Below are 16,927 nucleotides of genomic sequence, written 5' to 3'. Positions count from 1 at the left end.
AGTGGAAAGCATGAGCCAGGCGACCGGTCAGAAAAACGGCGAACTGCGCAAGCCGCGGCTTGCGCTGATGGGTGAGTTCAGCGCAGGAAAGAGCACCCTGTCCAACCTGTTGCTGGGTTGCGATCCGCTGCCCACACGCGTTACGGCAACGCGCCTGCCACCTGTCTGGATGTCTCACGGCGACGAAGCGGCCTTTGCCATTGGTCATGACGGCCAACAGGCACCCATCGAGCTTGCCGATATAGACCAGGTCGATCTCGCAGAAACGCGGCTGATCCGTGTTTTCCTTCGCTCGGAACTGCTGGAGCTCTGCGATCTGATCGATATGCCAGGCATCTCCGATCCGAACATGTCGCCGGAGGTTTGGCGTTCGGTTTTCGATTTGGCCGACAGCGTGATCTGGTGCACGCACGCGACCCAGGCATGGCGCCAATCCGAAGCCGCCACATGGGAAAACCTGCGTGCCCTGACCAGAGGCGACAACCTGCTCCTGATCACCCAATTCGACAAGCTGATCGCAGAGCGCGACCGCGCCCGGGTCCTCGCGCGCGTTCGAAAGGAAACGGACGGCCAGTTCAGCGCGGTCTATCCGGTCTCCCTGATGCGCGCATTGAAGGCGGGCGACGATGTGGAGGCTTGGGCCGCCAGCGGTGCGGCGGCCTTTACGAATCATCTGGTTGAATTGCTTCTCGCACAGGCACCCGAAGACGATGGCGGATTGGCGCGTCTCGATCTTCCGAGGGCGGATGACGTCAAGGCCGGCGACGCAATCGGCTCTTCCAATGCTGACGATGATCCCGACTCCGAGGCTGGGATGCAGTTTGATGCATTGCCGGATGCGGACAGAGTCATGCCCAAACGCGTGCAAGCGCGCGGCAATGGCCAGCGCACTGAAAGGCTGCCGAACCGACACGATGGCGCCTATGTCTGATCGCAACTTCAAGGAGACTGCCGTCACGCAAAGCGGCAGGTCGAGCACTACAGCAAAAGGGCCAGGTCCATGAGTATCGTAGACAAGCTGGATGCGTTGCGCGCTGCGGCCCCCGGCTGCAGCCTTGCTGCGTTTGGCGACCTGCACGCCCGCCTGGTGCTGCGCTCCAGTGCATCCCGCCACTGGCATCAGGAGCGGTTGGACGAGTTGTGTGCCCAGGCCGCACGCTGTTTTTCGGCTGCAGATGATCCTGCGCTCACCCATCACTTTGTGCCCGAAAAGGGGCGACTTGACGAAGCCATTCTCCTCGACCCCACGGATATTCGCCTGTTTCTTCGGTCCCCTCAGGACGAAGCGGACCTGATATGTGTCGTCGTCAACTCGGTGGAAGATTTCGAGCGGGTGGCCGGGCCGGCGCGTCAAACGGTTCAGAATCTCTGAGGCGGGCGGGATGAGAAAGGCAATGAAATTGCAGGCATCACGTGGAACGGCTGAGGGAGCACGTCTGGCTCACGTGATCGAGCGCTTCGCCGAGGAAAGCCCAGCACTCGCCCGGACGCGACGCGCGCGCGCTGGCGACGGCGAGAGCCTGATGGTCATGTTGTTGCGCGAAATCGACGAAACGGTTTTGCCTCGGCGGATCGTGTTGATTGCCGACGGGGTGGAGGTGGCGCAGATGGCCGTCTCCAACCGGCGTGTATCGGGGCTCAAAATCGTCGGTGAAAGGCCTACGACAGCACGACTCGAACCAGGAGATCCGGAGTCTGCTGCACGGCTCTACGCGCACCGCCTCCAGACGCTCTTCGAGCGGTCGGGCCGTATGCAATTGCGCGTGGATCGGAATATCGGTCCGATCGAGTCCGACAGCCTGTCCTGCTCCGCGCGCAATCTGGCCGCGTGCATCGGACTCAGCCTTGGCCCCTGCGGCGGTTCGGGGGATATCCGAGACTTTCTGCGGGGTATCGAGTCTTTTGCCTTGGCTTGGATGCTGCTTGTCAGTCGCACCGGCGAGGAACATCATCGCGGCCCGGACGATCTTGTGGCCGGGCTGCGTGCCTTCCGCACTTTGGAACAGAAGGCTGCATTGGCAAGCATCCGCGCGTCGCTGCCGGGCTGTCTGATGTTGCCCCTGCCGGATCAGCGGTTGCTCCTGAAAGCCACCGTCGGCATGGATCAGGCATTGGCTGTACTTCCGAAAGACGCGGCTGTGCCGGCCATGGACGCCTGGCGCAAGGTGTTTGGGGCTGCCCCCGGCTGATCGAGGCAATCCCCTCTTGCCAAGACAAGGGTGAATGCGGTTTGAAAGGCTTGACCGGTGAGGGGGCCAACTTGCAGACCGTAAAGAATTTCGACCGTATCGGAGAAGAAAATGCCTTTGCGGTTCTGGCGCGTGCCAACGCACTGGCGGCCAAAGGCGTCGACGTCATCAATCTCGGTATCGGCCAGCCCGACTTCCCGACGCCGCCGCATATCGTTGAGGCCGCAGTCAAGGCGCTGCGGGACGGCAGACATGGCTATACGGCTGCAACGGGCATTCCCGAACTGCGCGAGGCCGTGGCGGGGGACCTGCACCGCCGCTTTGCTGTCGAGGTGAATCCGGACAACGTCACCGTCGTTCCCGGCGGCAAAATCACGATGTTCGCCGCGATCCTGATGTTCGGCGAGCCGGGCGCCGAAATCCTGTACCCGGACCCTGGATTTCCCATATACCGCTCGATGATTGAATACACCGGCGCCACACCGGTGCCGGTGCCCATTCGCGAGGACAAGGGGTTCGCCGTTTCGGCTGACGAGACTTTGGCGCTGATCACGCCGAAGACGCGGCTGTTGATTCTCAATTCCCCGGCAAACCCCTGCGGCGGCGTGACCCCCAAAGCAGAGATCGACAAGCTGGTGGCGGGGCTGGAGAAACACCCGCACGTCGCTATCATGTCGGACGAGATCTACGACCAGCTGCTTTATGACGGGGAAGAGCATGTCACCCTGCTGGACTATCCCGCAATCCGGGACAGGCTCATTCTTTTGAATGGCTGGTCGAAGACCTATGCAATGACGGGCTGGCGGATGGGGTATTCTGTCTGGCCCGACGCGCTTTTGGACAAGATAAGGAAGTTGGCCGTCAATGCCTGGTCCTGCGTGAACACCCCATCGCAATACGCAGCAATTGCCGCGCTGACCGGCCCGCAGGATGCAGTGGCAGAGATGCGCGCGGCTTTCGACAAGCGGCGAAAAGTGGTCGTCGAGCTGTTGAATGAAATGCCCGGCGTCCGTTGCGTGGTGCCCAAAGGCGCCTTCTACGCTTTTCCCAACATTTCTGGCACGCGCTGGCAGTCCAAGAAACTTGCCGCCGACCTTCTGGAACAGACTGGCGTGGCAACGATCGGCGGCCCCGATTTCGGAACGCTGGGTGAGGGCTATATCCGCATCAGCTATGCGAACTCGGAAGAGAATATCCGCCGCGCCCTCGGGCGGATGCATGAATTCCTGTCGAAGTGATCACAACTCGTGACGCCAGGGCGGATTGGCCCCGGCCCGCGACACACTCACACCTGCAGCCGCAGCCGCGAAACTCAGGATTTCGCGGAGCGCATTTGGCGTAATGTTTTCCACGGCGTTACGAGACAGTAGCCCAGATTCCCAGGCCCCGACGATCATACCGGCAAGAAAGGTGTCGCCCGCGCCTACGGTATCCACCACCATGGTTGGCCTTGAAGCTACTTCTACATGCCACTTGTCGCGATGCATGGCGAGCGCGCCCTCACTGCCTCGCGTCAGAACCGCCAGCGCCGGCCCCAGAGCCAGCAGTGCGGTCAGCGCGTCCTCGGTTTCGGGCAACAGCCAATCGAGATCGTCCACCGATATCTTCACGATGTCGGCGACCTTCAGCATACCCATCAGTCGCGCCCGATAGGCCGCCTCATCCGTTACAAACCCGGACCGGATGTTCGGATCCATGACGATGCACCGGCGACCGGCCTCGCGACGGGCGAGCTGGGCGTAGGTATCGGCGGCGGGCGCATGGATCAGGCTGATCCCTCCGAAAACAAGGGTGTCGATGGATTGGGGCAGGTCTGGCAGGTCTTGCTCGGTCAACATGCGCCCGGCGCTGTTCTCGTCATGGAAGACATAACGCGCGTTCCCGTTGATCAGTTCGACAAACGCCAGCGTCGTGGGCCGGTCGCTACGGACGGCCAGCGAGATGTCGACCTTGCTCTCTTGCGCGGCGATCGCCAATTGCCGGCCAAACATGTCGTGGGAAAGACCGGTGAACAATCCGGCTGGAGCGCCCAGGCGCCCAATTGCTATAGCGACGTTGAGTGCGGCGCCACCGGCGTGCGGTATGAACGCTTCGAGGCCGTCGGGCAGTGAGGCCGGAATCATGTCGATCAAAGCTTCGCCGCAGCAGAGGATCATGGCTGTTTCTATCTCCGGTTCACCGCCTTCTCGCGTGCAAGTAGTTCTAATTCAAGCGAGCTCCCACAGCCCGGCTTGAAAAACCCGTTGCGCAGTCACAGGATCGCCTCGAGAAGCTAAGGACATACGACATGATCGCGAATGAAGCGCCGGTCATTGCCGACAGTTTGTGGTCGGCCACCGCAAATCCCGGACCTGACTGTCCGCCTCTGTTCGGCGAGGTCGAGGCCGACGTCGCGATCATCGGCGCCGGATATACCGGTCTGTCGGCTGCCCTGCACCTGGCCGAGGCTGGCCGACGCGTCGTTGTTCTCGAAGCGGAAAGCCCAGGCTGGGGCGCTTCCGGCCGGAATGGCGGTCAGGTGAACCCGGGCCTCAAGGAAGATCCGGACGCCATCGAGGCGCGTTACGGGGCCGAAATGGGCGGGCGGATGATCGCCGTGTCGGGCGGTGCCGGTAAGTCGGTGTTCGACCTGATCGACCGCCACGGCATTCAGTGTGACGCGGTGCGGTCGGGGTGGATACGCGCAGCGCATAACGATCGCGGGCTTGATGCGCTGAAAACGACTGCCGCTCAATGGCAGGCGCGAGGCGCACCAGTGCGCGTTCTGCAACGGGACGAAATTGCTCAGATGATCGGCACTGAATCCTATGTCGGTGGTCTGATCGACCCAAGAGGCGGGAACCTCCATCCGTTGAACTACGCGCTGGGCCTCGCGACGGCGGCACAGGCGGCCGGTGCGAATGTCCATGGTCAAAGCCGGGTGCGCAGCCTGTCGCCCGAACGTGGCAGTTATCGCGTTGCGACTGTCCGCGGTACTGTCAGGGCGCGCCGTGTTCTTGTCTGCACCAATGGTTATTCCGGCGAGCTGATACCGGACCTCGCGCGGTCTGTGGTGCCGGTGCGGTCGGTTCAGGTGGCAACGGCACCGCTTGGCGCCAACGTCCTGACCGCCATCTTGCCCGGCCGGCAAGCTCCGTCCGACACGCGGCGTCTGCTTCTCTACTATCGACTTGATGCAAAGGGACGATTCATCATGGGCGGCCGCGGGGCCTATGATGACGCCGGTACCCGGCGGCAATTCGAGGCGTTGCGTCATGCCAGCGAACGCATGTTTCCAGAACTCGGGCCGGTGAACTGGGTACACGCCTGGGGAGGCTTCGTGGCCGTCACGGTGGATCACTATCCGCACCTCAACAGGATTGATGAGGGAATTTTTGCCGGCCTGGGCTACAACGGCCGCGGTGTGGCAATGGCCACGGTCATGGGCCGTGTCATGGCGGACTGGGCGATGGGCAGACCCGAGTCTGAACTCGATTTTCCAGTGACGCCGCTGCGCCCGATCCCACTGCATCGATTGCGGCGCCTCGGGGTCAGCGCTGCCGTCGCGAAAAACCGGTTGCTGGACGGGTTGGGGCTCTGAACGGGGAGCGCGCTCAGGCGGTCCATAGACCGAAAACGATTGCCCAGGCAGTCATCAGGACGGCGGATACCAGGAAATAGATCCCGTTCCACCGGGTGCCGACTTCGAAGGCGCTGACGCCGGCAAATGACCCGATCAACAACGTTGTCGCGGTAAAGGGCGAGGTGATGCCGCTGAGGGCCCAGCCGCTGGTCAGTGCGACGACGATGGCGGTCGGGTTGACTCCGAGCTGGTCCGCCGACGGGATCAACGGCGCCAGAAGGGTGACGCAAAGGATCGGGTTCATGCCGATCTGTCCGGCGATGGGAACGATCCACACCAGCACGGCCAGAACCAGCCATCCCGGAAGTCCCGAAGCATCAAAGCCGGAGGCGGTGACAAGCGGCAGCAGCAGAGCCGCGCCAACCGTTCCGATGTATCCGGCCATCATCAGCAGGACGAGTTCCAGACGATATGCCGGCAGCTCTTCGGTCACGTAGTGACGGATGTGGCTAAGGGTGCCACGCAGCGAACGGGTCTGGAGAATGATCCAGCCCAGTGCGATCGCGGGCACGACTGGCATGACGACGCCCACCACGCGGATATCCGTTACGAAGTGTAGAACGGAAACAAGCCCGACGAGAATGACCAGCAGCAATCCGAGCGGCAGAAGCTGGCGCCAGGTGCCCTCCGGCTTGAACTCTGCCGGCGCACCACTTCGTCTTGGCTTGAACATCCGGTCGAGAGCCCAGCCGGCTGTTGTCAAAAGCGCCGAGCTGATCAATCCGGGCACGACCAGTTCGGACCAGGCCGTGCCCGGAATGACTGCAGTCGAAATGGCGACAGCGAAGGACATCGGAGACCAGGGAAGCGTCGATACGAACCCCCGCTGGATCGCGAGCAGCATCCGGCGGGTCCGGATGCGGCGGATTTCAAGGTCGGGCTCCGACTTGGCGCTGGCCGAGGCGAGCGTGCCGAGCAGCGCGATGGCACCGTAGTTCAGCAGGAGCGCGAACATTGTTCCGCCGGAAGACAGCGCAATATAGCGCCGGCCCGGCGGCTGGCTGGCCAGATAGCGGCCGGTAGCACGGATCGCGGGCGAGGTCTGCGCAACACTGCGTAGCGAAGACAGCGCGGTAAAGAAGCCGGCGATGAAGGCGGCCGTCCCAAGCCCGCGTTGCACGATGGCGAGCCAGTCGGGCACACGCAGGGCCAGCGCTGCAGTCAGGACAAGGGCGACGATGAGAAAGGCGGCGCGGCTGCCGTGCGCCTTGATTGCCAGTAGTGCAACGACGACCAGAACCGCCACGGCAGCGCCCGAACTGGCCCAGCCGGCAAGACCCCATTCATCGAGTATGACGACGCAGGTCAGCACGACCAACGCCGTTCCCAGTGTCCGGTTGAGGAATGCGCCGTCGATCATAGTCGGTCCATCACGCCAGTTTCCGTCGGCTCCCCGGAGGTCAATTGACCGCAATGGGGCCAGAGAGGCAAGGCGAGGAAACGGATGAGCTTCGCTTTACAGGCCCGCGATCGAACGGAAGTTCGGAACACATCGGTAAGCGGGCGGCGCGATCCAAGCGATGTTCGCGCAAACACAAACGCCTGGGCTGTTACAAAATCGTTACAAAACGCCTTGCTGCCCCGAAAGCGCAGGCGCAAGATGGCCTGCAGTCGTTCTGTTTTTGAAAGGCGTTATATCCTGCTCCTGTTGTTGCTCAAGCTCGCCGGCGTCACTGCATTGCTGATCTGGTCGGTTCGTCTGATCCGTACCGGTGTCGAACGCGCCTATTCGGTGCCCCTCCGGCGGATCATGCGGCGCGGTGGGGAAAACCGCGTGACTGCGGCATTCGCGGGGTTCGGCGCGGCACTGATGCTGCAAAGCTCCACAGTCGTCGCGATGCTGGCCGCGGGGTTCGCCGCTTCGGGAGTGCTGAGTGGGACGGCGGCGTTTTCGGTCCTGCTCGGGGCCGACGTCGGATCGGCCGCCGTTGCCGGGCTGCTGACCGCGCGGGCCGGATGGCTTGAACCGCTGCTCTTGCTGACCGGCGTCACGTTGTTCTTGCGCAGCCAGACGCGGCAATGGAAACAGACGGGACGTATTCTGGTTGGCGTCGGGCTGGTCTTCCTGTCGCTGGACCTGATCGGGCAGGCCACCGCCCCGTTGCGCGATAACGCGGGCGTGGGCGTGGTGATGCGCTACCTCGGCAGCGATCTGGCGACCGCCTTTCTTTTGGGGGCGATTTTCACTTGGGCGATCCACTCTTCCGTGGCCGCCGTGCTCTTGTTCGTCACCCTGAGTGCACAGGGGCTTATGAACGCCGAAGCGGCGGCCTCGTTGACCCTGGGCGCGAATTTCGGCGGCTCCATCATCGCCTTTTACCTGTCCTTCGGCAGCATCCCTGTGGCTCGCCGGGTGGTGCTGGGCAACCTCATGCTCCGTGGCGGCGGCGCGCTGATTGCATTGCTATGCCTCCTCGCCGGCATCCTGCCGCTCGACATGCTCGGATCAACCGTGTCCCGCCAGGTCATCGGGCTGCATTTGCTTTTCAATGCGACGGTCCTGGTCGTGGGTCTGCCGCTGGTTCCGTTGGTCTCACGGCTATGCCTCTGGATTATGCCCGATGCTACCCAGACCCACCCCCCGCGGGTGACGGCCCTGAACGAGGCCCTGCTCGACCGCCCCGAACAGGCGCTGACTGCCGCCGCGCGGGAGGTTCTGCGCATGGGCGAGGCAGTCGAGGCCATGCTGGCGCCTGCAATGGGTCTCTACACGACCTGGGACGATGCGGTGGCCGAAGCGATCCGCACCCGCGAGGCCGAAGTCAACACGACCAATTTCGACATCAAGCTTTACCTCGCGAAGGTCAAGCAGACGCGCGAACTGACGCCGGAACTGGCACAGCGGGCGACGGAACTGGCCCAGTTTGCGGTCAGTTTCGAAGCGGCGGGCGATCTTGTCGAAAAGAACCTTCTGGGAATGGCACGACGGATGCACCTCAGGCACCTCACGTTTTCAGCCGCGGGCGCGCAGGAGCTGGCCGATTTTCACGATCGAGTGCTGGCTTCGGTTCAGCTGGCGCTGAACGTGATGATGTCGAGTGATCTGGAGGCGGCGCGGCAACTGGCCGAGGAAAAGGACAAGGTGCGTGGGATCGAGCAACGCCTGCATGCCGCGCATCTCGAACGTCTGGGGCGCGGCGCGGCCGAAACCGTAGACACGTCGAACATCCACCAGGAAACCATTCGCGTGTTGAAGCAGATCAACAACGCCTTCGCAGTCGTGGGCCATCCGATCCTGGCCGAGACAGGCGAATTGCTGCCCAGCCGTCTCGCCGGCTTTGAGGACGCGAACTGACGCTAGTAATGCGGCGGCCGCTCGTCGCCCAGAATGATGCCTCCATCCGTTTCCCGCTGCGCTTCACGGTCGATCAGGAATTGCACCTGACGCAGCAGACGATTGATCTCGGTCTGCTGCTGCGTGACCACCTCGTTCAGGTCGTCGACAGTGCGCGTCAAATGGGCGATCTGTTCTTCAAGATGCTGCATCGGTCGACTCCTTTGTCACGGGAATAAAACTCAATTCGACGCATGAAAACCTGTTTTGCGCCGCAACGTCATTCGCGGGACGACTTGGCGGACTTGTGCGCTGGGCGCAAGCTGGTTCCAGGGAGGCAAAGCAATGACAGTGACAGTCGAAACTCATGCGCGCGTGTGCACGATAACTCTCGTACGGCCCGAAGCGCGCAATGCGGTGAACCCGGAAACGGCCCAGGCGCTATACGCTGCTTTTCGGGCATTTGAGGAAGACGATGACGCGGATTTGGCGGTGCTGACCGGCGCCGGAGATGCGTTCTGTTCCGGCTTCGATCTGAAATCGGCAGCCAGCGGTATGGCGTCAGAATGGATTGCTTCGGTCGACATTCCCGAGGACTGGTCCGATCCCGTGGCGCAACCCTTGCCCGGTCCGATGGGCCCGTCGCGCCTGATGCTGTCCAAGGTGGTCATTGCCGCAGTGGAAGGCCCGGCGGTGGCGGGTGGCATGGAACTGGCGGCATGGTGTGATTTGCGGGTGATGGCGCAGGGCGCGGTGACAGGGGTGTTCTGCCGCCGGTGGGGTGTGCCGCTGATCGATGGAGGCACAGTGCGCCTGCCGCGCATTATTGGGCAGGGCCGGGCGAATGACCTGATCCTGACCGGTCGCCCGGTCGACGCGGAGGAGGCTCTGGCTCTGGGGTTTGCCAGCCGGATTTGTGCGAAAGGAGAGGCGCTGGCCACAGCACAGGCGCTGGCGCAGGACCTGATCCGCTTTCCACAGGGCTGCTTGCGTGCCGATCACCTCTCGGCAAGGCTTTCGCCGGACGATCTCGCCGAAGCGCTGCGACGGGAATGGCGCTCGGTGAGCCTCTTCAGCGCGGAGGGCGCATCAGGGGCTGCGCGCTTTGCTGCCGGAAAGGGCCGGGGTGGCAGCCTGGACGATTTCTGAGCCCTACGCGGGCTCAGCCATCAGGGGCTCCCGCACCGGGTGATAGCATTCCACCCTGCCGCCATATTGGCGGGGCTGGACAGCGGGACGCACGCGCAGGCACTCTTCCGTTGCCTGCGTACAGCGCAGATGGAAGGCACATCCCTTCGGTGGCGAAAGCGGGCTTGGCGGTTCACCGGCGCTGGCTGTGCGCCGACGGCGCGGATTGGCGATATCCGGGATGGTTTCGAGCAACAGCCGTGTGTAAGGATGCTCAGGCGCTTTGAACAGCGCTTCTGTCTCGGCTTCTTCGACAATGCGCCCCAGATACATGACCGCGATCCGGTCAGCCATGTGCCGCACCACGCTCAGGTCGTGGCTGATGAACAGATAGGTCAGTCCGAACTCGTCCTGTAGGCGCCGCATCAGGTTCAGGATCTGCGCCTGCACCGAAACGTCCAGCGCCGAGGTCGGCTCGTCGCAGACCAGGAACTCGGGTTCCGAGGCCAGCGCCCGGGCGATCGATATCCGCTGCCGCTGTCCGCCGGAAAATTCATGCGGGAACTTCGACGCGTCATCCGGCGTCAGGCCCACGGTGCGCAGCAGCTCGGCGACACGCGCGTCGGTCTCGGCCCCGGTCGGGCGCAGTTTGCCCTCTCGGATCGGCTCGGCAACCACATCGCCCACGCGCCAGCGCGGGTTGAGACTTGCATGCGGATCCTGAAAGATCATCTGCACCGTCTGCGCCGAGCCATCCCGGGCCGGCGCCACGTCAATGGTCCCGCTGGTGGGGGCATAGAGACCTGTCACCAGGCGCGCGATGGTCGACTTGCCACAACCAGATTCGCCGACCAACGCGAGGCATCCGCCCTTTTTCACTTTGAAACTGACGTCATCCACCGCGCGGACGAACTGGCGCGGTTTGCCTTCGATCATTCGGTTCAGCCAGGGCGGTGACACGTCGAATGTGCGTGTCAGGTTGTCGACCTCCAGGGCGTTGCGTTCGTCCTTCATGCCATGTCTCCCTGTTGATGCAACCAGCACGCCGCCTGACCATCACCAGCCGCAATCAGATCAGGCCGCTCGTGCCGGCACCGATCAAAAGCCTGCGCGCAGCGCGGATTGAAGGCACAGCCCCGGGGTATGGCGTTCAGTCTGGGCATCGAGCCGTCGATCTGGGTCAGTCGCGCCACCCGCTTGCCCAGCGCGGGGATCGACCCCATCAGGCCACGCGTATAGGGATGCTGAGGACGCCGCAGGACATCCTCCACCCGTCCAATCTCGACCACGCGGCCGGCATACATGACGGCAACACGATCCGCGGTCTCGGCGATCACGCCCATATCATGGGTCACCAGCATGACGCCTGCGCCGTGGTCGTCGCACAGCCGGCGCAGCAGGGCTGTGATTTGCGCCTGAATCGATACGTCCAGTGCCGTGGTCGGCTCATCTGCGATGATCAGCTTGGGTTCTGCCGCCAGGGCCAGTGCGATGACGACCCTCTGGCGCATACCGCCGGAAAACTGGTGGGGGTAATGGTCTACCCGTTCTTCCGGTGCCGGAATGCCGACCTCGCGCAGAAGCGCGATGGACCGTTCGCGCGCGGCTCCACGCGAAAGTCCGAGGTGCAAGCGTATGGTTTCGCTCAGCTGCGTGCCTACCGTGAACAGAGGGTTCAGCGAGGTCAGCGGGTCCTGGAAGATCGCGCCAACCTTGCGGCCGCGCACCTTGTTCATCTCGGCATCGCTCAACGTGTCGACTCGCTGACCGGCGATATGGATGCGCCCTGCCGCCAGGCGCCCCGGCGGTTCCAGCAGTCCCAGCACGGCCAGGCCCGTCATAGACTTCCCGGCGCCGCTTTCCCCGACCACGCCCAGAACCTCGCCCGGAGCGATCTGCAGCGAGACATCCGAAATGGCCGTCAGTGTCCCGCGGCGGCCCGGAAACTCGACAGTCAGCCCGCTGACTTCCAGGGCCGGCGGCGTAGTGGTGTCCGGCGTGTTCCGGGACAGAGTCGGATCGTGCATCACGGGTCTCATCCTTCCATCAGGGGATAGCTCGGCGGAAAAATCTCGGCGACATCGGGGTGCCCAAAGGTGCGCTCGGGATATTTGGCGACCAACCCATCGAACTGCGCTTGGGCGCGGGCCTGCGCGGCTTGCAGGTCGATGCCGGCAACCTGACCATCCCGCATCGACAACCGCCCATCCACGACAGTTGCTCGGGTGACGCGCCCGCTCGCGCCAAGGATCAGAGTGCGGACAGGATCGACGCGCGGGGTCATATGAGCATCGTTCATCGCGAAAACGGCAATATCGGCCTTGGCGCCTGGGGTCAGTCGCCCCAGATCGCTGCGGCCCACCGCATCTGCTCCGCCCATCGTTGCCGCGTTATAAATGTCGGCCGCAGAAACGGCAGCTGTGTCGCCATCGGCCACCCGTGCGAGGATCGCGGCCACGGCCATGTTCAGAACCATGTCGGGTGGCGCCGTATCGGTACCCATCCCGATTCGGATGCCCATTGCGCGAAGGCGGGCGAAAGAGCGGAGTAATCCGCCGTGACGCCCCGAGACGAGGGGGCAATGCGCGACCGTCACACCTGTCGCGGCATATCGCGCCAGGTCGTCGTCGGTGGCGACAGTCGCGTGAGGCGCAATCAGGCGGCTATTCAGAAGCCCAAGGCGATCGAGCCAGGCCGGCGCGGTGGCGCCGTGCAGGCGCTGCACGGTGTCTCGCTCCATGACGCCCTGTGCCATGTGCATCCGAACCGGGCAATCCAGATCGTCAGCTGCTGCCATCGTCGCCCGAAGCAGGGCTTCGGTGCAGGTCTCTACCCGGTCAGGTGCGAGCATAGCGCTGACCAGCCCGCCCTGCGTGCCGTGGTGTGTCTGAGCAAAGGCGATGGCGTCGGCCAGTCCGGCCAGTCCGCGCGCTTCGTCGAACACCGGCTCCAGCACGCCCGGTGCCTCGCAGACCATGCCACCTGAACGGTAGGCGGGTCCGATCCAGACGCGCAGGCCCAACTCGCCCGCGGCTTCTGCCGCGGCGGCGAATTCGCCCGGTGTCTCGCCCCATTCGCGGTAGAAGAGCGATGCGATGGGCAGGGCCGAGGTGATCCCGTTGAGCAAGAGCTGTGCGAAGGCAAAGCGCTTCTGAAATGCCAGCTCTTCGGGACTGTACATCTCGTACGGTCCGTTCTCGACATAGGAACGCGGCCAGACCCGCCCCTTGGCCCAGGCGGGCTGGGCGTCAAATCCCAATACGGTCGTGTCCAAATCCGACAGCGCATCGAGGTCAACGAACCCGGGCCCGATCAGAGCTTCGCCCATGTCGTATCGCGCTACCACCTCGCCCGGAAAGCGCGGGCCGGTATAGATCACTCGATCGGCCTCGACGACCACCTCACCATGCTCAACCAACCGCCGCCCCTGTGCAGTGTCAGCCACGATCCAACGGGCCGACAGTGCCCAACGGCCATGCGGACGCTTGCCAAGAGGCAGCGCCGCAAAGGCGCGATCTGTGACTGAAAAAGTCACGGCGCTTTCCGCAGCGTCTCGCCGTCGCGGGCGACGACCTTTCCGCCGCGCACGACCAGAGGACGGACCGCATGGCGGCTCACTGCATCAGCCAGCGCTGCGCCTTCGACCACCACCACATCGCCAAGGCCCCCTTCGGTCAGTCCGTAATCTTCGATGGCCATGACTTCGGCCCCGCCGGTGGTGCAGATCGCGAGGGCGCGTTCCACTTCAACGTCCCGGCGGAAGTTGTTGCGCATCCCGACGAACATCGCACGTTCCAGCATGTCGCCCGACCCGTACGGCCCCCATGTGTCACGGAATCCGTCGTTGCCGGCGCCGACCTTTACCCCCGCTGCATCCAGTCGCTTGATCGCAGGCACGTCGCGCGATGCAGGGGCGGTGGTCAGGATCGCCACGCCCAGTTCGGCGCAACGGTCGATCAGGCCTTGGGTGCGGTTCCAGTCGTTGGCTCCAAGGCAGAAGGCATGGCTGATCGCGACACGGCCTTCCATTCCCAGTGCTTCGATGCGCTCGAAGATCATCTCCATCGAGAAGGCACCGAGCTCGGCCGGCTCGTGCAGGTGGATGTCCATCGGTTTTCCATGCTTTTCAGCCAGTGCAAAAATTGCATCCAGATGGCCTTTGGGATCCCTGTCGATCCCGCAGGGATCGAGGCCGCCGACCATGTCGGCACCCATCGCCATCGCCTGATCCATCAGTTCCAAGGTCCCCGGACGCCGCATCAGGCCCGACTGAGGAAAGGCGACAATCTCGATGTCGACGGTGCCCGCCAACTCTGCCTTGGCCCGCATCACACCTTCAACCGCCGAAACGCCGCCGTCGGTATCCACGTCCACATGGCTCCGGATATGCGTGGTGCCCCAAGACAGCGAAAGCAGTGATTGCCGCATGGCCTGCGTGTAGGGATCAAGCTTCAGGGCTTTTTTTACCGCCCGCTCGTTGTCGATCTTGTCGAGCAGGTTCGGACCAACGTCGTTCCGATACCAGGGATGCCCCAGCAAGGCCTTGTCGAGATGCGTATGGGTATCGACCAGACCCGGGATCGCAATCCGTCCACCGGCATCCTCTTCCGCGACTCCGGGCGCATCCGTCACGGTTCCGATATGCGCGATCCGGCCATTCCGTATCAGGATGTCCGCCGTGTCGCCTCCGTTCGGCCGACAGTTGCGAATGATGAGATCGGACACGTTGGTTCTCCTAACGAAGTTTGGGATTGAGGGCGTCCCGCAGCCAGTCGCCGAGAACGTTCACCGAGACCACGAGAAGCGAAAGCTGAATGGCGGGAAACAGGACAATCCACCAAAGGCCCGAAAACAGATACTGGTTGCCGATGCGGATCAGCGTGCCGAGTGAAGGCTCGGTCGGCGGCATGCCGACGCCCAGGAAGGACAGTGTCGCCTCGATCAGGATGGCAAGGCCGAAATTCAGCGTGGCGGCGACCAGGATCGGAGTCATCGTGTTCGGCAAAATATGCTTTGCCATGATCCGACGCGCGGGCACCTTGATCAGCCGTGCCGCCTGCACATATTCCTTTCGCCGCTCCACCATCGTCTGTGCCCGGACCGTGCGGGCATACTGTACCCAGGCGGTCAGCGAGATCGCCAGAACGAGAACGGCTGCGGAACCCGCCTCGCGCCAGCCGAGTGGCAGCAGTTCCCGCGCCACGGCGCTGACAAGAATGGCGATCAGGATCGTTGGGATCGATAAAAGCACATCGCCGATGCGCATGAGCACGTTGTCCATCCACCCTCCGAAATAGCCGGAGATCAGCCCAAGGCTCAGCCCGACCGCCAGCGACACCGCCACCGAGGCCACGCCGATCATGATCGAGACCCGCGAGCCGTAAAGAATGGCCGACAACAGATCCCGCCCCTGCACATCGGTGCCAAGAACATAGGGCCACTGGCCTCCCTCCAACCAAATGGGCGGCAGTTCCGAGTTCCAGAGTTCGAGTGCTGCCATGTCGTAGGGATTTTGCGGCGCAAAGAGGGGGGCCAGAACTGCCGTAAGGATCAGGACCGTCAGCGCGATGGCCGCACCGACCGCCGAAGGGCTGCGGCGAAAACTGTACCAGATGTCACTGTCGCGAAGGCGCTCGAAACGGCTGCGACGAACAGCAGGGATGGGTTGTGCGACGTCGGTCATGTTGTGCTCCTCAGGCCTGCTGAGCCCGCAGCCGCGGGTCGATGATGGCATAGGCAATGTCGACCAGCGTATTCAGCACCACGAAGATCAGCGAGACGACGCAAAGGTAGGACGCCATGACCGGGATATCGACGAAGGTCACAGCCTGAATGAATAGCAGGCCCATGCCGGGCCACTGGAACACCGTCTCGGTGACCAGCGCAAAGGCGATCAGGTTGCCGATCTGCATGGCGGTCATGGTCACAACAGGCATGAGGCAGTTGCGCAGTGCATGACGGAAGTGGACCGTGCGGGCCGGAATGCCTCGGGCCCGGGCGAATTTGATGAAGTCGGAGCGCAGGACTTCCAGCATTTCGGCTCGGACCAGGCGCATGACCAAGGTGATCTGAAAGAGAGACAGGGAGAGGGCCGGAAGGATGATCGCTGCGCGACCTGAGGGCGTCAGCAATCCGGTCGTCCACCAGCCCAGGGACACGGTTTCGCCGCGCCCGAAGGCCGGAAACCATCCCAGCGTGACCGAGAATATCAGGATCAATACGATTCCGACGACAAAGCTGGGGAGCGATACGCCGATGATGGATGTGAACTGGAAACTTTCGGAAAGCCATGAACCCCGCCGGATCGCCGTGTAGACGCCCATAGGAATTCCGACCGCGAGCGAAATCACCGTGGCCACCAGCACCAATTCCATGGTCGCCGGGAAGCGTTCGGCGATCAGGCCGATCACCTCTTGCTGGTTGCGGTAAGAGATCCCGAAATCGCCTTGGGCGGCATTTGTGACAAAGCGCGCGAATTGAAGCGCCACGCTCTCGTTCAGACCCAGCCTCTCACGGAGCGCTTCGCGGTCGGATTGCGTCGCCTGTTCATTCAGCATCATCTCGACCGGATCACCGACAAAGCGGAAAATCAGGAACGCGCACAGCGCCACGGCCAGCATCACCATAACCGCGTTGGCGATCCGCTTGAGAAGGAATGCAATCATCGGAAGTCTCCCGTGGTCAAAGGCCGGGCGCGGAACGCCCGGCCCGTCG

16 protein-coding genes are annotated in these 16,927 nt (G+C 63.2%); 7 read left to right on the top strand and 9 right to left on the bottom strand.

Annotated features, from left to right (window positions below):
- Positions 1 to 10: 10 nt before the first annotated feature.
- From ACFO5X_RS02830 to ACFO5X_RS02815, 4 genes are all read left to right on the top strand, one after another.
- A complete protein-coding gene (locus ACFO5X_RS02830) occupies positions 11 to 931 on the top strand; it encodes a dynamin family protein (protein ID WP_380715684.1) in 921 nt (306 codons plus the stop codon).
- Between the two features lie 69 nt (positions 932 to 1,000).
- Positions 1,001 to 1,372 carry a hypothetical protein gene (locus tag ACFO5X_RS02825; protein WP_380715682.1) on the top strand — a complete coding sequence of 124 codons (372 nt, stop codon included), beginning with the start codon at positions 1,001 to 1,003 and terminating at the stop codon, positions 1,370 to 1,372.
- A 10-nt stretch (positions 1,373 to 1,382) separates the two neighbouring features.
- Entirely contained in the window at positions 1,383 to 2,189 is an 807-nt protein-coding gene (locus tag ACFO5X_RS02820) for a hypothetical protein (protein ID WP_380715680.1), read from the top strand.
- Between the two features lie 71 nt (positions 2,190 to 2,260).
- Entirely contained in the window at positions 2,261 to 3,427 is a 1,167-nt protein-coding gene (locus ACFO5X_RS02815) for a pyridoxal phosphate-dependent aminotransferase (RefSeq protein WP_380715678.1), read from the top strand.
- Here the strand turns inward: ACFO5X_RS02815 and ACFO5X_RS02810 are convergent, their stop codons facing one another.
- Complete coding sequence (locus ACFO5X_RS02810) at positions 3,428 to 4,345, bottom strand: carbohydrate kinase family protein (RefSeq protein ID WP_380715676.1); 918 nt, start codon at positions 4,343 to 4,345, stop codon at positions 3,428 to 3,430.
- A 131-nt stretch (positions 4,346 to 4,476) separates the two neighbouring features.
- Between ACFO5X_RS02810 and ACFO5X_RS02805 the strand changes: the two genes are divergently transcribed.
- Entirely contained in the window at positions 4,477 to 5,769 is a 1,293-nt protein-coding gene (locus ACFO5X_RS02805; protein ID WP_380715675.1) for an NAD(P)/FAD-dependent oxidoreductase, read from the top strand.
- A 13-nt stretch (positions 5,770 to 5,782) separates the two neighbouring features.
- Here ACFO5X_RS02805 and ACFO5X_RS02800 read toward each other — a convergent pair whose 3' ends face one another.
- Complete coding sequence (locus tag ACFO5X_RS02800) at positions 5,783 to 7,171, bottom strand: hypothetical protein (protein ID WP_380715673.1); 1,389 nt, start codon at positions 7,169 to 7,171, stop codon at positions 5,783 to 5,785.
- Positions 7,172 to 7,411: 240 nt separating this feature from the next.
- On the opposite strand from ACFO5X_RS02800, the gene ACFO5X_RS02795 reads away from it, so the two are divergent.
- On the top strand, positions 7,412 to 9,106 hold the full coding sequence (locus tag ACFO5X_RS02795) for a Na/Pi cotransporter family protein (protein WP_380715671.1): 1,695 nt from the start codon (positions 7,412 to 7,414) through the stop codon (positions 9,104 to 9,106).
- 2 nt (positions 9,107 to 9,108) lie between these two features.
- On the opposite strand, the gene ACFO5X_RS02790 is transcribed toward ACFO5X_RS02795, so the two are convergent.
- Complete coding sequence (locus tag ACFO5X_RS02790; RefSeq protein ID WP_380715669.1) at positions 9,109 to 9,297, bottom strand: SlyX family protein; 189 nt, start codon at positions 9,295 to 9,297, stop codon at positions 9,109 to 9,111.
- A gap of 55 nt (positions 9,298 to 9,352) precedes the next feature.
- Between ACFO5X_RS02790 and ACFO5X_RS02785 the strand changes: the two genes are divergently transcribed.
- A complete protein-coding gene (locus ACFO5X_RS02785) occupies positions 9,353 to 10,234 on the top strand; it encodes a crotonase/enoyl-CoA hydratase family protein (RefSeq protein WP_380715667.1) in 882 nt (293 codons plus the stop codon).
- A 3-nt stretch (positions 10,235 to 10,237) separates the two neighbouring features.
- On the opposite strand, the gene ACFO5X_RS02780 is transcribed toward ACFO5X_RS02785, so the two are convergent.
- Genes ACFO5X_RS02780 through ACFO5X_RS02755 form a run of 6 tightly spaced genes read right to left on the bottom strand, consistent with a single transcriptional unit; the run spans position 10,238 to position 16,878 of the window.
- The gene (locus ACFO5X_RS02780) at positions 10,238 to 11,227 is read right to left on the bottom strand and encodes an ABC transporter ATP-binding protein (RefSeq protein ID WP_380715665.1); all 990 of its coding nucleotides are present in this window, start codon (positions 11,225 to 11,227) and stop codon (positions 10,238 to 10,240) included.
- Positions 11,224 to 12,240 (bottom strand): ABC transporter ATP-binding protein, encoded by a 1,017-nt coding sequence (locus ACFO5X_RS02775; protein ID WP_380715663.1) that lies wholly within the window; start codon positions 12,238 to 12,240, stop codon positions 11,224 to 11,226. Before ACFO5X_RS02775 ends, ACFO5X_RS02780 begins: the two co-directional genes overlap by 4 nt.
- 8 nt (positions 12,241 to 12,248) lie before the next feature.
- Positions 12,249 to 13,748: an amidohydrolase family protein gene (locus ACFO5X_RS02770; protein ID WP_380715661.1), complete on the bottom strand. Its 1,500-nt coding sequence runs from the start codon at positions 13,746 to 13,748 to the stop codon at positions 12,249 to 12,251.
- A complete protein-coding gene (locus tag ACFO5X_RS02765; RefSeq protein WP_380715659.1) occupies positions 13,745 to 14,938 on the bottom strand; it encodes an amidohydrolase family protein in 1,194 nt (397 codons plus the stop codon). Before ACFO5X_RS02765 ends, ACFO5X_RS02770 begins: the two co-directional genes overlap by 4 nt.
- Positions 14,939 to 14,948: 10 nt before the next feature.
- Entirely contained in the window at positions 14,949 to 15,896 is a 948-nt protein-coding gene (locus tag ACFO5X_RS02760; protein ID WP_380715658.1) for an ABC transporter permease, read from the bottom strand.
- Between the two features lie 10 nt (positions 15,897 to 15,906).
- Positions 15,907 to 16,878 (bottom strand): ABC transporter permease, encoded by a 972-nt coding sequence (locus ACFO5X_RS02755; RefSeq protein WP_380715656.1) that lies wholly within the window; start codon positions 16,876 to 16,878, stop codon positions 15,907 to 15,909.
- Positions 16,879 to 16,927 lie beyond the last annotated feature (49 nt).

The sequence above is a fragment of the Seohaeicola nanhaiensis genome (genome assembly GCF_042654245.1).
In the GTDB taxonomy this organism is placed as follows: Bacteria; Pseudomonadota; Alphaproteobacteria; order Rhodobacterales; family Rhodobacteraceae; genus Seohaeicola_A; species Seohaeicola_A nanhaiensis.
Note: the sequence above shows the minus strand (reverse complement) of the source record. Positions and strands in the feature narration are given on the sequence as shown.

Bases quoted from the DNA above. Each gene is read 5' to 3' on its own strand.
- ACFO5X_RS02755 (WP_380715656.1), bottom strand. From the start codon at position 16,878: ATGATTGCATTCCTTCTCAAGCGGATCGCCAACGCGGTTATGGTGATG.
- ACFO5X_RS02830 (WP_380715684.1), top strand. From the start codon at position 11: ATGAGCCAGGCGACCGGTCAGAAAAACGGCGAACTGCGCAAGCCGCGG.
- ACFO5X_RS02800 (WP_380715673.1), bottom strand. From the start codon at position 7,171: ATGATCGACGGCGCATTCCTCAACCGGACACTGGGAACGGCGTTGGTC.
- ACFO5X_RS02760 (WP_380715658.1), bottom strand. From the start codon at position 15,896: ATGACCGACGTCGCACAACCCATCCCTGCTGTTCGTCGCAGCCGTTTC.
- ACFO5X_RS02805 (WP_380715675.1), top strand. From the start codon at position 4,477: ATGATCGCGAATGAAGCGCCGGTCATTGCCGACAGTTTGTGGTCGGCC.
- ACFO5X_RS02810 (WP_380715676.1), bottom strand. From the start codon at position 4,345: ATGATCCTCTGCTGCGGCGAAGCTTTGATCGACATGATTCCGGCCTCA.
- ACFO5X_RS02825 (WP_380715682.1), top strand. From the start codon at position 1,001: ATGAGTATCGTAGACAAGCTGGATGCGTTGCGCGCTGCGGCCCCCGGC.
- ACFO5X_RS02820 (WP_380715680.1), top strand. From the start codon at position 1,383: ATGAGAAAGGCAATGAAATTGCAGGCATCACGTGGAACGGCTGAGGGA.
- ACFO5X_RS02780 (WP_380715665.1), bottom strand. From the start codon at position 11,227: ATGAAGGACGAACGCAACGCCCTGGAGGTCGACAACCTGACACGCACA.
- ACFO5X_RS02790 (WP_380715669.1), bottom strand. From the start codon at position 9,297: ATGCAGCATCTTGAAGAACAGATCGCCCATTTGACGCGCACTGTCGAC.
- ACFO5X_RS02775 (WP_380715663.1), bottom strand. From the start codon at position 12,240: ATGCACGATCCGACTCTGTCCCGGAACACGCCGGACACCACTACGCCG.
- ACFO5X_RS02795 (WP_380715671.1), top strand. From the start codon at position 7,412: ATGGCCTGCAGTCGTTCTGTTTTTGAAAGGCGTTATATCCTGCTCCTG.